The sequence below is a fragment of the Flammeovirga sp. SJP92 genome (assembly GCF_001583495.1).
GTDB lineage: Bacteria > Bacteroidota > Bacteroidia > Cytophagales > Flammeovirgaceae > Flammeovirga.
In genome coordinates this window covers 1-15,281 of record NZ_LQAQ01000109.1, presented here as the reverse complement: position 1 = coordinate 15,281, position 15,281 = coordinate 1, and the positions used below count along the sequence as shown (strand labels likewise).

10 protein-coding genes, 4 tRNA genes and 1 pseudogene are annotated in these 15,281 nt (G+C 36.2%); 3 read left to right on the top strand and 12 right to left on the bottom strand.

The features are described 5' to 3' along the window. Nucleotides 1-4 precede the first annotated feature (4 nt). From AVL50_RS28070 to thrS, 6 genes are all read right to left on the bottom strand, one after another. Nucleotides 5-79, bottom strand: a tRNA-Val gene (locus AVL50_RS28070). A gap of 22 nt (nucleotides 80-101) precedes the next feature. Then, nucleotides 102-179: transfer RNA gene (locus AVL50_RS28065), tRNA-Val, on the bottom strand. Between the two features lie 21 nt (nucleotides 180-200). Continuing rightward, nucleotides 201-275 (bottom strand) — tRNA-Val (locus tag AVL50_RS28060). A 22-nt stretch (nucleotides 276-297) separates the two neighbouring features. Beyond that, nucleotides 298-375, bottom strand: a tRNA-Val gene (locus AVL50_RS28055). A 177-nt stretch (nucleotides 376-552) separates the two neighbouring features. Then, nucleotides 553-1,755 carry an L-2-hydroxyglutarate oxidase gene (lhgO, locus tag AVL50_RS28050; protein ID WP_062620630.1) on the bottom strand — a complete coding sequence of 401 codons (1,203 nt, stop codon included), beginning with the start codon at nucleotides 1,753-1,755 and terminating at the stop codon, nucleotides 553-555. 88 nt (nucleotides 1,756-1,843) lie between these two features. Beyond that, the gene (gene thrS, locus AVL50_RS28045; protein WP_062620628.1) at nucleotides 1,844-3,769 is read right to left on the bottom strand and encodes a threonine--tRNA ligase; all 1,926 of its coding nucleotides are present in this window, start codon (nucleotides 3,767-3,769) and stop codon (nucleotides 1,844-1,846) included. Between the two features lie 404 nt (nucleotides 3,770-4,173). On the opposite strand from thrS, the gene AVL50_RS28040 reads away from it, so the two are divergent. Beyond that, complete coding sequence (locus tag AVL50_RS28040) at nucleotides 4,174-5,850, top strand: sodium:alanine symporter family protein (RefSeq protein WP_062620626.1); 1,677 nt, start codon at nucleotides 4,174-4,176, stop codon at nucleotides 5,848-5,850. 324 nt (nucleotides 5,851-6,174) lie between these two features. Here AVL50_RS28040 and AVL50_RS28035 read toward each other — a convergent pair whose 3' ends face one another. The 6 genes from AVL50_RS28035 to AVL50_RS28010 form a co-directional block, all read right to left on the bottom strand. Then, the gene (locus AVL50_RS28035; protein ID WP_062620624.1) at nucleotides 6,175-8,589 is read right to left on the bottom strand and encodes an endonuclease MutS2; all 2,415 of its coding nucleotides are present in this window, start codon (nucleotides 8,587-8,589) and stop codon (nucleotides 6,175-6,177) included. Nucleotides 8,590-8,897: 308 nt separating this feature from the next. After that, the gene (locus AVL50_RS28030; RefSeq protein ID WP_044210903.1) at nucleotides 8,898-9,476 is read right to left on the bottom strand and encodes a DUF3109 family protein; all 579 of its coding nucleotides are present in this window, start codon (nucleotides 9,474-9,476) and stop codon (nucleotides 8,898-8,900) included. A gap of 198 nt (nucleotides 9,477-9,674) precedes the next feature. Then, complete coding sequence (locus AVL50_RS28025; RefSeq protein ID WP_062620621.1) at nucleotides 9,675-10,487, bottom strand: 2,3,4,5-tetrahydropyridine-2,6-dicarboxylate N-succinyltransferase; 813 nt, start codon at nucleotides 10,485-10,487, stop codon at nucleotides 9,675-9,677. A 236-nt stretch (nucleotides 10,488-10,723) separates the two neighbouring features. After that, complete coding sequence (locus AVL50_RS28020; protein ID WP_062620620.1) at nucleotides 10,724-11,281, bottom strand: DUF1269 domain-containing protein; 558 nt, start codon at nucleotides 11,279-11,281, stop codon at nucleotides 10,724-10,726. Between the two features lie 277 nt (nucleotides 11,282-11,558). After that, complete coding sequence (locus AVL50_RS28015; RefSeq protein WP_062620618.1) at nucleotides 11,559-12,116, bottom strand: DUF1269 domain-containing protein; 558 nt, start codon at nucleotides 12,114-12,116, stop codon at nucleotides 11,559-11,561. 101 nt (nucleotides 12,117-12,217) lie between these two features. After that, complete coding sequence (locus tag AVL50_RS28010) at nucleotides 12,218-13,870, bottom strand: glycoside hydrolase family 10 protein (protein WP_062620616.1); 1,653 nt, start codon at nucleotides 13,868-13,870, stop codon at nucleotides 12,218-12,220. Between the two features lie 291 nt (nucleotides 13,871-14,161). On the opposite strand from AVL50_RS28010, the gene AVL50_RS28005 reads away from it, so the two are divergent. Beyond that, complete coding sequence (locus tag AVL50_RS28005; RefSeq protein WP_062620614.1) at nucleotides 14,162-14,668, top strand: hypothetical protein; 507 nt, start codon at nucleotides 14,162-14,164, stop codon at nucleotides 14,666-14,668. Between the two features lie 113 nt (nucleotides 14,669-14,781). After that, nucleotides 14,782-15,281: pseudogene (locus AVL50_RS28000) on the top strand (DPP IV N-terminal domain-containing protein); the annotation flags it as partial.

The following is a 15,281-nucleotide window of genomic DNA, read 5'->3' as shown; positions in this document are numbered from 1 at the left end:
ATTGTGGGGCGTACTGGATTCGAACCAGTGACCCCCTGCTTGTAAGGCAGGTGCTCTAAACCAACTGAGCTAACACCCCAGTTTTTACTATCTGTAAAATCTGGTGGGACGTATTGGATTCGAACCAATGACCCCCTGCTTGTAAGGCAGGTGCTCTAAACCAACTGAGCTAACATCCCATTGTACATCATGTCAAATTGTGGGGCGTACTGGATTCGAACCAGTGACCCCCTGCTTGTAAGGCAGGTGCTCTAAACCAACTGAGCTAACACCCCAATTTTACTATCTAGTAAAAATTGGTGGGACGTATTGGATTCGAACCAATGACCCCCTGCTTGTAAGGCAGGTGCTCTAAACCAACTGAGCTAACATCCCGAAATTTTATGTATTACAGACACCGTTTGTGTCATTGCGAGTGCAAAGGTAAGACTCGTTTTTGGATATACAAACAATCTATTGTAAAAAAAAATCAACAAATTATTTGAAGGTTGAATTTCAAGCGTATAGAAATAGATATTTTTTCAATAAAATATTTCTACACGCTTAAAATTTCTATTTATTCAGCTTCTTCAAAACCTTTGAAGCAATTGTATCACCAATTGCCAAAGATGATGTCGCCGCAGGTGAAGGTGCATTTAGTACGTTAATCATACGATCTTCTTCCACAAATAAGAAGTCATCGATCAATCCACCGTTCTTATCACATGCTTGTGCTCTTACTCCTGAACCACCAGATTTCAAGTCTGACTCTTTCAAATCAGGCAATAAACGCTGCAATGCCTTCGTAAAAGCCCCCTTAGAATAAGATCTATAAACCTCTCCTAATCCAGTTGGCCAGTACTTAGAAGCTACTTTAATAAATCCTTTCCATGTCAAAGATTCAAAAAGTTCACTTACATTAACATCTGTCTTTTTATATCCTTCTCTTCTATATGCTAAAACAGCATTAGGCCCAGCTTCTACTCCACCGTTAATCATTCTTGTGAAGTGAACACCCAAGAATGGGAATGCAGGATCAGGAACAGGATAGATTAGGTTTTTCACGAGATAGTGCTTATTCGGCTTAATCTCATAATATTCCCCTCTGAAAGGAATAATACGAACGTCAAGCTGTTTTAAAGCCAATTGAGCAACACGATCACTATAAAGACCTGCACAGTTCACTACTAAATGTGATCTGTAAACATCTCTATTGGTCATCACTTCAACGCCGATACTTCCTAAACGGATATCTTCTACTTTGTTTCTGAATTTTACTTCACCACCAAATCGCTCTTCAAACACTTCTTTGTATTTCTGAGTCACTTCAGTGTAATCAATAATACCTGTTTGAGGAACGTAAAGGCCTGCAATACCATTACAGTAGGGCTCGTATTCTTTAATTTCAGAAGCAGATAAACGTTTTAGGTCTTTCAGTCCGTTTGCTACACCTCTTTCGTATAACGTATTTAAGTTGTCTAGTTCTTTTTGGTCTGTCGCTACAACAACTTTACCACACAAATCATACTTAACGCCTTCTTCATCACAGAACTTAATCAACTGATTGTAGCCATCAATACAGTTTAATGCTTTATGGCTACCCGGTTTATAATAAAGTCCTGAGTGAATCACTCCACTATTATGACCTGTTTGATGCTGTGCAACATCACCCTCTTTCTCCAATACTAAAACCTTTAACTCTGGAGACTGTTGTTTGATTTTCAAAGCTGATGCCATCCCGACAATACCGGCACCAACAATGATTACATCATACACCATTGTTAGATTTATTATAAATGTTATTATAAGACAATGAGTTGCAATTAAAAATCACAACTCATTGTCAATTTATTTTTTCGCAGTACTAAACTGCTGTTTCTTTCTTGAATAACGCTAAGAAATCAGACACTGACATTGTTCCAACATCACCTTCTCCTTTCTTACGTACTGAAACTGCATTTCCGTCCATTTCTTTTTCACCTACAATCAACATGTAAGGTGTTTTCTGAACTTCTGCATCACGGATCTTTCTACCAATTTTCTCCGCTCTTGCATCTACAGTACCTGTAAATCCAGCTTCTTCTAATTCACTCATTACGTCGTAAGCATAATCGTTGTATTTGTCAGATACTGGCAAGATTGTAAATTGCTCAGGTGCTAACCACAATGGGAAGTTACCGCCTGTGTGCTCAATCAAGATGGCAATGAAACGTTCCATTGAACCGAATGGCGCTCTGTGAATCATTACCGGACGTTTTAATGAGTTATCAGAATCTTTGTATTCCAACTCAAAACGCTGTGGTAATTGGTAATCCACTTGAATAGTACCTAACTGCCAAGATCTACCTAAAGCATCACGTACCATAAAGTCTAATTTAGGACCGTAGAATGCCGCTTCACCGTATTCTACAACTGTCTTCAGACCTTTTTCAGCTGCAACTTCTTCGATATCTTTTTCAGCTCTATCCCAATCAGATTCTTTACCGATATACTTCGCTCTATCTTCTTTATCTCTTAATGAAATTTGAGCTAAATAATCATCAAAACCTAATGATTTGAATACATATAAAACAAGGTCGATTACTTTACCGAACTCTTCTTTTACTTGATCAGGACGACAGAACAAGTGAGCGTCATCTTGCGTAAAACCACGCACCCTTGTCAAACCATGTAATTCACCTGACTGCTCATATCTATATACAGTACCAAATTCAGCTAAACGAACTGGTAAATCTCTATAAGATCTTGGGCGAGAACGGTAAATTTCACAGTGGTGAGGACAGTTCATTGGCTTCAATAAATACTCTTCACCTTCGTGTGGAGTATGAATTGGTTGGAATGAATCTTCACCATATTTTGCATAGTGACCAGAAGTAACGTAAAGGTCTTTAGAACCAATATGAGGTGTTACTACTTGTTGGTAACCTGCTTTCTGCTGTGCTTTTCTTAAGAAATTCTCCAATCTCTCTCTTAAAGTAGTACCTTTTGGCAACCATAATGGTAAACCTTGACCTACTCTTTGAGAGAAAGTAAATAAGTCTAATTCTTGACCTACTTTTCTATGATCTCTTTTCTTCGCTTCCTCTAATCTCTCTAAGTATTCTGTTAATTCCTTTGCTTTTGGGAATGTAATACCGTAGATACGAGTCAACATTTTATTTTTCTCGTCACCTCTCCAATAAGCACCTGCTACAGACATCAATTTAATTGCTTTGATAAAGCCTGTATGAGGAATGTGTGGTCCACGACATAAATCTGTGAATGCACCTTGCTTATAGAAAGTGATCTGACCATCCTCTAAACCTTCTAAAAGGTCTAATTTATAAGGATCTTCTTTTTCTTCGAAGTATTTAACTGCATCCGCTTTAGAAATATCCTCACGTGCGTAGACATTCTTTTGCTTTGCTAGTTCTTTCATCTTCTTCTCAACGTTGGCCAATTCCTCAGATGAGAATTCGTGATCACCGAAATCCACATCATAGTAGAAACCATTTTCGATAGAAGGTCCAATGCCTAGTTTTACACCAGGGTATAAAGCTTCTAAAGCTTCGGCCATTAAGTGAGCTGAAGAGTGCCAGAAAGTTGACTTTCCGTCCGTGTCATTCCACGTTAATAATTTTACATTTGAGTCTGCGGTCAATGGTCTGGTGGCATCCCAAACTTCTCCATTTACTTCTGCTGCAAGTACGTTTCTTGCCAATCCTTCACTGATGCTTTTCGCTACATCCAATGAAGACGCTCCGCTTTCGAACTCTCTTACCGAATTATCCGGTAATGTAATTTTAATCATTGTGGTATATAAATTTTAATTTTTAAATCCCCCCATTTGTGCCCCTACAACTGACCACAAGTTTTGCTGTGAGAATTTGAGGTTGCAAGCTACAATAATTCGCCTTAAAAATAAATTTGAGAGACATTATATTTCTCTAAATATTCATAACTATTTCGTAATAATGGAAGAGCCTTAGCAAAACACACATCGTTTGCATTTCACTACAAGGTGTTTATTTTGTTAATTGATTAATAGAGTCTAATTCAATTTCAAAAGGTAAAACGAAACCTAATTCTTTCATGATTTCAGGGTGATGAATGAAAAAATAAACAGTATTGTCTTGATTTTTTATAAATTCGCATACAATTTGAATATTTAAACTTATTAAAAGTCTTTCCAACTTTTTTCATAACAAACAACAAATGCAACAGTTAAACGACGTACTTAGTCTAATTGATAGTTATATAGGAGGCTCATTTTGGTTTGTAGCTCTTCTACTTTTAACTGGTCTATTTTTTACAATTTATCTCAGATTTCCTCAAATTCGCTTTTTTTCTCATGCTATAGATGTTGTAAAAGGAAAATTTGATGAACAAGATGATGAGGGTGACACTTCACACTTTCAAGCTTTAGCCACAGCTTTATCAGGTACAGTGGGTACTGGTAATATTGCAGGTGTAGCATTAGCAATTCACTTAGGTGGTCCTGCTGCTTTATTCTGGATGATCGTAACGGCCTTCTTTGGTATGACGACAAAATTTGTCGAAGTTACTTTATCACACAAATACAGAGAAAAAACTGCTGATGGTACAATGGCCGGCGGACCGATGTACTTCATGAAAAATAAATTGAATATGAAATGGATGGCAGTGCTTTTTGCCATTGCTACTGTTTTATCTTCTTTTGGAACGGGTAACCTTCCACAAGTCAACTCTATCGCTTCTTCAATCTATGCTACTTTTGGAGTAGAACAATATGTTACCGGTGCTATTTTAGCGGTACTTTTAGCATTTGTAATTCTTGGTGGTATTTCTAGAATCGCAAAAGTGACTGAAAAGCTAGTTCCAATGATGGCAGTAATTTACTTCATTGGTTGTTTAGCTGTTATCTTATTCAATTTCGAGAACATCCCAAGCTCAATCGGAAAAATTGTCAGCGATATCTTCTCAGGAACTTCTGCTACAGGTGGTTTCTTAGGAGCTACTTTTGCTTATGCTTTCAACAGAGGTGTTAACAGAGGACTTTTCTCTAATGAGGCAGGTCAAGGTTCTGCACCAATTGCCCACGCTTCAGCAAAAACAAAAGAACCTGTATCTGAAGGTATGGTTGCTATTTTAGAGCCATTTATTGATACAATTATCATCTGTTCACTTACAGGATTAGCGTTATTATCCTCTAATGTTTGGAGAGAGAAAATCGAAAATACATTCCAACAAACAGACCTTCAAGTCTTAAGTTCTAGATATGATGACCGCAAATCTAATCCTAATAATGACCGTGAGAAACTGTCTTACCACATCAGTGGCAAAGAAACATTACCAACGTTCTCGGGTGAATTAAATGTGGTTGAAGGTGTAGTTAAAAGTACAGTAACTTTAATTCATGCTCGTTCTGTTGCTGAAGATGTAAAGGTTTTCTTGGAAGGAGAAAGATATACTGGACCATTGAACGTAAAAGACGGCGTGGTACAATGGAAATCCAACTTGGTTATAAAAGGTAAATCATTGATTCACTCAGCCCCCCTTACAAGTTTAGCTTTTACGAGGAGTTATTTTGGAGAATACGGCAAATATATTGTTTCAATTGGTTTATTACTTTTTGCCTTCTCAACAGCGATTTCTTGGTCATATTATGGAGATAGAGCAATGACCTTCCTTTTAGGTTCAAAATCTGTAATTTACTACAGAGCAGTTTATGTTGCTTCTTTCTTTGTAGGTTCTTTTGCTGACACAACCATTATTTGGACCTTATCGGGCATTACAATCGCACTGATGACAATTCCTAACCTTGTTGGTATATTGATCCTAAGAAAAGACATGAAGGACAGCCTGAATACTTATTGGGAACATATGGAGAAGAAATTCAATATCAAACAATAGTTTGCTCTATTATTTGATGAAGAAAGGTTTTGTTACATCAGTGAGCAAAACCTTTTTTTTAATTGAAAAAAATGAACTTTTATGATTCAGACACTATCATAAACAGAAACGCCCAATATAGTTTTTATATTGAGCGTTTCAACTTTATGAGTAACATAAAGTACGTAAACAGGGTTTTTCACCTATTTACGATTTCAACCAGCTATGAAGACCAAAGGTTAGAAACAGTATTTCTACTTTTGGTATATCAAATATATAATATTTTTTAATAGTATTCACATAACAAATGTTAAGTAAACGGATAAATCATACGATTAATATGAATTATCTAAATGTTACAATTGTTACTCCAGCACCTCCTCTATCAGGATGATCATCAGAAACATTCTTAATTCCACGGAAAGATTTTAGGTGATTTCGGACTACTTCTCTTAATGCTCCGGTTCCTTTTCCATGTAAGATACGGACAGAACTTTCACCGAGCATCAATGCTGTATCCATAAAATCATCTAATTCATACATCACCTCTTCTGCTCTTTTTCCTCTGAGGTCAAGCTGAGAATTGAAATCAATTCTTCTTTGCGTGAGATTAGATGCGGCGCTTTGTGAAGACACTTTATCTCTGACTTCCTTTCTGAATTCCTTCTTACTGATTCTCTCCAAACGATTTAATTTCACATTTGTACGAAGTGAACCAATAATAATTTCAGCTTCTTTGGCGGTCAAAGCGGCAACTTCGCCAATTGAACCCTGTCCTTTAATTCGGACTGCATCTCCAATTGTAATTGTACCACCGATCACTTCATAACTAGGCTCTTCTTCTTTCTTTTTAGTAATTTTTTTAGAAGGCTGATTACTATTTTTGAAGTTTTCAATGTTCTTACGAAGCTGTTTCGTCTTCTCTTTTTCAGCGTTGGTCTCTCTGATCTCTTTGATCGTCAACTCAATCTTACGGTTGGCCGTATCCAATACCTTTTGGGCATCTTTACGGGCCTTATCCATAATATTCTGCTTCTTATTCTGAAGCTCGATTGATTTCGTCTCAAATTTCTCAGTAGCTGACTTCAACTTCTGTTCTAAGCGACTGACTTCTTTATTTTTCTTGGCAAACTCCTTCTTCTCTTCTTCAAGATTACGAAGCAATTCTTCCATGTTGATCTTCTTTCTACCTGCTTTATGGCGTGCAATGTTGACCACTTTCTTCGGTAAACCAATTTTCTGAGCAATCTCTAATGCAAAAGAACTACCTGGCTGACCTTGCTCCAATTTATAGAGAGGACTTAGGTTTTCTACATCGTAACGCATGGCTCCATTCTGTAAACCATCCTGCTTTTCTGCATAAAACTTAAGGTTAGCATAGTGAGTAGTGATTACACCCCACATCTTTTGGTGATTCATTTGCTCCAAGATAGACTCAGCGATTACACCACCTAATTCTGGTTCAGTACCCGATCCAAATTCATCAATTAGCACTAACGACTTCGGATTACCTCTTTTCAACATGGCTTTCATGTTTGTCAAGTGAGAAGAATAAGTAGAAAGGTCATTTTCTAATGATTGATCATCACCGTAATCCATCATGATATCATCGAAAATACCCATCTTTGAACCTTCCATCATCGGCACCAACATACCGCACTGGAACATGTATTGCACCAACGCCACAGTCTGCATGGCAATTGATTTACCACCGGCGTTTGGTCCAGAAATCAGTAATATTCTACCTCTTTCTTCGTCCAATTCAATCTTCTGTCTCACTACACTGTCCTTTTTACCTTGTTCAGTGAAAGACCAAAGCAAAATAGGGTGAGCCACATGATACCAAGCGACTAAAGGTTCATCCACAATTTCCGGTTGAATTGACTCTTGCAACATCGCAAAATTTGCCTTTGCATTAATAAAATCAATAACACCAAGATAGTTATTCCCTTTTCTAAGCCCTGGAACTTGAGGTCGGATTTTATGAGTGATTTCTGTCAGAATACGGATCACCTCTTGACGCTCTCTTAACTCTAAATCTTTGATGGAGTTATTCAGCTGTAATAATTCTTGAGGTTCAATGTATACCGTCTGTCCTGTAGAGGAAGCATCATGCACGAAACCTGTTACATGACGTTTATGTTCAGCAGGCACTGGCACCACAATTCTACCTTCACGAAGCGTAGGGATAGCATCTTCTTTGGCATACCCTTTTTTCTTCATCTGCTGAATCACAGAAGCCGTTCTTGAACGAAGACTTGACAACTCACGGTGTAAAGCCTGTCTGATTTTCACCAACTCAGGAGAAGCGTTATCTCTTACTTTTCCTTTGTCATCTAAAATCATATCAATCTCATGAAGGATCATGGTATCAAATTCCACACCTTCACTGATCTTAACTAATTCAGGATATAATGCAGGGTCAACACTATTGAAAAAAGTCAAACACTCTTTCAACGTTGTTAATGCTGTTTTTAAATCAAAAAGTTCTTCTTCCAGCAAAAAGGCATTGACAATCTCCACTTTATCAAGGAAAAGACCTACATCAATAAAACCTGAATGAGGAAACGACTCCCCTGCCTCATATATATTTACACACTCGTTAACTTGAGCGATTCTTTGTCTAACAAACCTAGCATCTGAAGTGAAACGCATTTTATCTACAAAACTACGTCCTACTTCCCCGTTACATTTATCCTTTAAAAGTTCTCTTAGCTTATAAAAACCAAGTTTTTCTTCTAAATTTTTAGGATATAACATATTTCAATTTTCTTTTTATAAAAATGTATTCTACAAAGATGTAGAATGTATTTTGATTCTGAAAAAAATTAATAAGTACTAAGCCGAAAATAAATGATAATTAATTCGTAATTATTTTTTGTGAATACAACGCGAAAAAACGCATAAATAGTGGTTCTATTTAAAGTTTTTGGAAGGCAGTAATCAGAAAAAATAATATGAATTAGTGTTATTTATTTTTGTCTTAGTACTTAACCAAAAAAAGCATGTTTGAATCCTCTTCTGATTACTCCAAACATGCTTATTGAGTTCTGAACGAACCCTATGTATTATCTTAAGTTCTCTTTCATCAATTGAACTTCTTTTTCCAACTTCTCATACCATTCTTTTCCATATTTTGAAATGAAAGGCCCTTTCAAAAATTGGTAGACCGGTACTTTTAATTCCTTACCTAATACACAAGCATCAGAGCAGATTTCCCATCTGTCATAATTCACCGCATCGTAAGCATCATACTTGGTGATTCTTGCAGGGTATAAGTAACAAGAAATTGGTTTTCTATAAGAGATCTTTTTATCTAAATAAGCTTTCTCAATAGCACAGTGCAGGTACTTTTTCTCATCATAGATGGCATAAGCACACTCTCTGTTGCCGATTGTTGGAGTGGAATAATCACCTTCAAAATCTTTGATGTATTTTCCTTGTCGTTCTACTTCTGCAATTCCTTCAGGAGACATATAAGGTTTTACTTTCTCATAAACCTCTTCCATTTTCTCCAATTCATCCTCATTCAATGGTGCACCAAGATCACCTTCTACACAGCAGGCTCCTTTACATTTGTCTAAGTTGCAAACAAACTCCTCAGACATCATATCATCACTTAAAACGACTTTATCAACTACAATCACTTTTTTAAAAGATTGGTTATTATTCTTTTCACAAAACTTGAAACTGAATTCTAAAACAATTGTTTCAAGTTTATTTCAATATGCAAAAGTCGAATATTCTGAATTAAAATGCTCATTATTGGTCGTTAACTTTTGAAAATCGCATAAAAAAAGGGATTGCATTGCTACAATCCCTCCTAAAATATGATTTAATGTTACTTATACAGAAACGTTGTTGTCTCTTAAAGCATCATTTAATGAAGTCTTTCTATCAGTACTTTCTTTTCTTTGACCGATGATGATCGCACAACCTACTGAGAATTCACCTGCTGGGAACTTCTTAGTGTAGCTACCTGGGATCACTACTGATCTTGGAGGAACATAACCTTTGTATTCTACTGGCTCATCTCCAGTAACGTCGATGATTTTAGAAGAAGCTGTAAGTGTTACGTTTGCACCTAATACTGCTTCTTTACCAATGTGAACACCCTCTACTAAGATACAACGAGAACCAATAAAAGCACCATCTTCGATGATCACTGGAGCAGCTTGAACTGGCTCAAGTACACCACCTACACCAACACCACCTGAAAGGTGAACGTCTTTACCGATTTGTGCACAGCTACCTACAGTTGCCCAAGTATCTACCATTGTACCTGAATCAACATAAGCACCAATGTTCACGTAAGAAGGCATCATGATTACACCTTTGTTTACGAATGAACCGTAACGAGCAATAGCGTGAGGTACTACACGAACACCTTTTTCTGCATAATCACTCTTTAAAGGAATTTTGTCATGGAATTCGAAAGGACCAACTTTGATAGTTTCCATTTCAGCAAGAGGGAAGAACATAATCACAGCTTTCTTTACCCACTCGTTTACTTGCCAACCATCAGCCACTGGCTCAGCACATCTTAAAGTACCTTTATCTAATTCCTCAACTGTAGCTTTTACAGCATCAATATATTCTTGTTGTTGCAATAACGCACGGTCTTCCCATGCTTGCTCGATTAATTGTTGTCTAGTCATTTTGTTTCTCTCCTCTTTAGTTTGAGATATTTAAATCGTACAGCCTTAAGAAAGGCCACGCAAAAGTACGAAATTCTAAGATGATTTTTAATAATGTCATAGAATTTAAACAATAATATCACACTCAGTTATAATCATAACAAATAATCATTAAAAAAAACGGAATGCGTTAACACTCCGTTTTTATGAAACAAATTCTGATGATTACAACCAGAATTAAGCTATTGTACAAATGCTTATTTCGTTACATTTTGTTCATTTTCGAATTTATCCCAGTCTTCCTCAAACTTCTCCACAACAGAATCAGAAAACTGATAATGGTGCATCATTTGTGAGCCTGATTCCAAAATAGCTTCGACTTCCTCCACCCACTCATCTTCAACCACCGCAACAATTGCTGATGTTCCTGGATGAATAGATTCTTTGATATCTTTTAGTAGATCTGTTGGGACGTTAAGTGCTTCACTATTCAGCCATCCAGCAATAGCTCCACCTCCTACTCCTGCAGCAAGAGAACCAGCTATAACTTGTGATGCAAATACTGCCGCGCCGTACATCGCTCCTACAGGGCCTACCAGCATACCGATCAAACCACCAACTACAGCTCCCCAGAAAGCATCACGACCTTCAGTGTCATGAAGCACCGTTTTTCCTTCTTTACTTTTGGTGATTACAGTGTAAGCTTTTAGGTCGAGCTCATCATTTTTTTCTTTTGAAGATAGAATTTTGAATTCTTCGTCTGCTTTGTGCTCTTCATTATAGATTGCTACAATTAATTTCTTGGAAGTTTTCATTTTTAAGTTTGGTTAATTCTGTTAAAAAAATGTATCAACAATTTTAGATAAATATCACTATTTTTTAACGACAATCATCACCAAAAATAATCCAAGCCACCTAGAAAATACTTAACATTTGACTATCAACCATTTAAAAATTATTTTACTATGAAAGTATCTTATTAAAAACTAAATCATATTCAAGGGGGATATAATCTTCTTCCTCTTTTTTCACATAAAAAAACGGAATGCTTTTTACATCCCGTTCTTACTAGAGTATTTATCAATTCATATATTAATTTGTTGGGTTATTAACTTTTTCAAATTCTTTCCAGTCTTCTTCAAATCTCTCCACCACTGTATCTGTAAATTGGTAGTGATGCATCATTTCCGCACCTGGTTCTAAAACTGCTTCTACTTCATCTACCCAATCTTCATCTACTACGGCAACAATTGCGGAAGTACCAGGATGTATAGATTTCTTTATATCCTTTAGCAAATCTGTTGGAATTTTCAATGCGTCACTGTTTAACCATCCTGCAATGGCTCCCACTCCTACGCCCGCAGCTACAGATCCGGCAAATACTTCTGCTGCAAACAAAGCGGCTCCATAGATTGCTCCAACTGGGCCGATCAGCATCCCGATCAATCCTCCAATTACTGCTCCCCAAAAAGCATCACGACCTTCTGTATCATGAAGTACTGTTTTACCTTCTTTGCTCTTAGTCACAACTGTGTAAGCTTTCAGATCCAGCTCATCTTTCTTTTCTTTATTAGAAAGAATTTTAAACTCCTCATTCGCTTTTTGCTCATCATTATAGACGGCAACAATTAGTTTTTTAAAAGTTTTCATTTTTCAGTACAAGTTTGGTAAAATATATTCAATTGAGATATTGTATTATCTACACTTACAATTTCACATATTTAATGTACTTTTTTGATGACGAGCATCACTTAATCGACTTCTTTTATCATTGTTACTTCCTGATTATCAATCACTCTATCAGCTACACCCCATATTGTTTGCAAGACAGATTTTTGGAGTTCAACAATCATACTTTCGTTATATGGAGCAGGAAGAATCACATTATTATCCTTAGGATACGAAGGTAAAACGGGTACACTTTCGTTTTGTAATTGATCAATTGATGTGATCAAATAAGTATACTCTTCCAGTGAATTTGTTCTTTCATCAATAAATTCTGTCTGTTGCGCAGGTATTAATGCTATCATCGTCCTAATATCTTCTACTTCAGGAAGTTTACCTTTCACAGAAGAATAAACTGCATAATATTTTGGTAAATCACCATCTTTCGCCTCAGCAGGGGTTTCCCATTCTAGCTTTATGCCATCTTCCAAAGCCATGATTTTAGGAGAAGATGGAGCGTTCGGTTTTGTTCCGTCGATCCAAGGCATCAGTGGAGGCAAAGCAGGATATTCATAAAATTGCATCAAACTATCCGCTATTCCTCCTTGGTTATTCAGTAAGGATGTGGAATTATAATACACACTTCCCAAAACAGTATCTAGATCTCTACAATGTTGTATTTGAATAGGAAGTTCATTATTATCTCTCCATCCTCTTTCTAAACTCACTTGGACTCTGTAAGTAGCATGTCCTATGTAAAGATGTTTTCCAAAAGTATTTTGAGACCACCATGTTACCAATGGTTTAAATGGAATCTTACGATGCTGAGAACTTTGATACACTTGAGGAGCAACATAATCAATCCAACCATTTTGCAACCATAATCTCACATCTGCATAAAGATGGTCATATGAAGTATAGCCTGATTTAGTAGGGGAACCATCCATATCCATTCTATCATTACGCCATACACCATAAGGGCTGATACCGAATTTTAAACCAGGTCTTTTATGAATTAAGAGCTCATGTACTTCTTCAATAAAAGTATTGATATTACTTCTTCTCCAATCACGAATATTTTCCCCTGCTACTTTATATTTTCTATAAGTCATACGATCTCCTCTTATCTCTCCATGATCTGGATAAGGATAGAAGTAATCATCAAAATGAAGTGCGTCGATATCGTAATTGGAAATCAATTCATCTATCACTTGAATAATATAATTTCTTGCCTCTGGTATTCCTGGATTTATGATGGCAAGCTTGTGGTATTTTAAAATCCATTCAGGATGCGTTTTTGCAATATGATCCTCGGTCACTTTCACATAATCTGTATTTGTCACTGCTCTAAAGGGATTCACCCAAGCATGAAACTCCATACCTCTCTTATGTGTTTCTTCTATCATAAAAGCCAATGGATCATAAAAGGGAGTTGGTGGTTTACCTTGTTCACCTGAAACACATTTCGCCCATGGTTCTAAATTACTTGGATAAATTACATCGGCACTTGCTCTCACTTGAACAATCACTGTATTGATTCCTCTTGTTTTATGAAAGTTCAGCAGACGAATAAATTCCTCTTTCTGTTGCGAGGCATTATCGTGTACATCATAAGGCCAGTCAATTGCATTTAAAGTCGCCACCCAAACACCTCTAAATTCTCTCTTAGGATAATGTTCCTGACCAAATAGTTGAAAAGTGAGTAAAACAGTAGTAATAAAAAACAATATACACCTCATTATCAAATATTTAATTAAATATTCATGAAAGCACTTTGATTAAAAAAACTCTCTATATCTGTACTAAAACAACTTTAAATTTACGACCTTATTTTGACATTATTGTAGTTTTAGAAGGTTAATCCGATAATATTTTTGGGATTATCTTTAAATTATGAAATGCAATACCTTTTTAATTAGGGAAAATTGGAATCACTTAATACATTTGTGACTCACAAAGTCAACATTATGCGTCATTTTTTTAAAAAATCCTATACCTTTTTTATTAGTCTAATAATAGGTTCAGTTTTTATGAGTTGTGATTTTTTTGGTCTTGAGCAGGAATTAGACCACCTCACTATCCAAGGTTTACAACTTACTTCATTGAACTCATATTATTTTCTAACCCCTCCTAATGAGAGAGTTGAACGCCTTCCTTATGCTTATTCTAATACGAGGGACAGTGTTTTTCAGAAATTACAAATAGAACTGACCAAAACTAGAAAAGTAAGCTTTAATAGAATTACGCTGAGTGTAACTGCTCCTTCAGATTCCAGTTTAGTGATTATTGATTCAATTGATGTTTATCTAGGGAACACATTAGATCAGAAAACAAGAGTAGGTTATCTTCATGACCTCCCTGCCAACATCACCGATAAATCCCTTGATCTGATTTTGAGTGTGAATAGTGACAGTGCTGGATTGATCATGCAAGCAGACACTGCTTATTTCATTACTGATGTCTACCTAAGGTCTGCGGTCAGAAGCGATTCAATGACATTCCAAACCCTAGGGGAATTCAACATTTACGGTCAATAAACTTTCATAGCTCAATTTTGGGCTATTTTTTTATATAAAGGACAGCATGTTTGTCCATTGAAACTATAGGACAAAGCTACCCTCACCTTTACCAATTCAATAAATTAAATTCAATGAAAAAACTTTATTTTTTTATACCCTTCTTTTTCCTTTGTGCTTTCATTGCAACAGCACAAGATAATCAAAGTGTTTTGACCTTTGATGAAATCATGAGTGGAGAAGACTATATTGGCAAGTCTCCTTCAAAGCCTTTTTGGGCAAAAGATTCTAAAACAATCTACTTCTACTGGAACAAAGATAACAAAGCCTATGCTTCTTTGTATAAAGTAGACATCAAATCAAAAAAATATACTTTGGTGACACCTGAGGAAGAAAAACAACTTCCCTCTGCCCGTGGCAACTGGAATAAAGATCAGTCTAAAAAAGTATATATAAAAGATAATAACCTGTATGTGTATGACTTTAAAAAAGGAGTACAAAAACAGATTACAAATACGCTTGAGAGAAAATCGAATGTAAAGTTTCAAGATGATCACTCAAAAATTTCTTTCAAACAAGGTAATAACATTTTCATATGGGATGAATCTACGGGAATCACGCATCAGGTTACAAA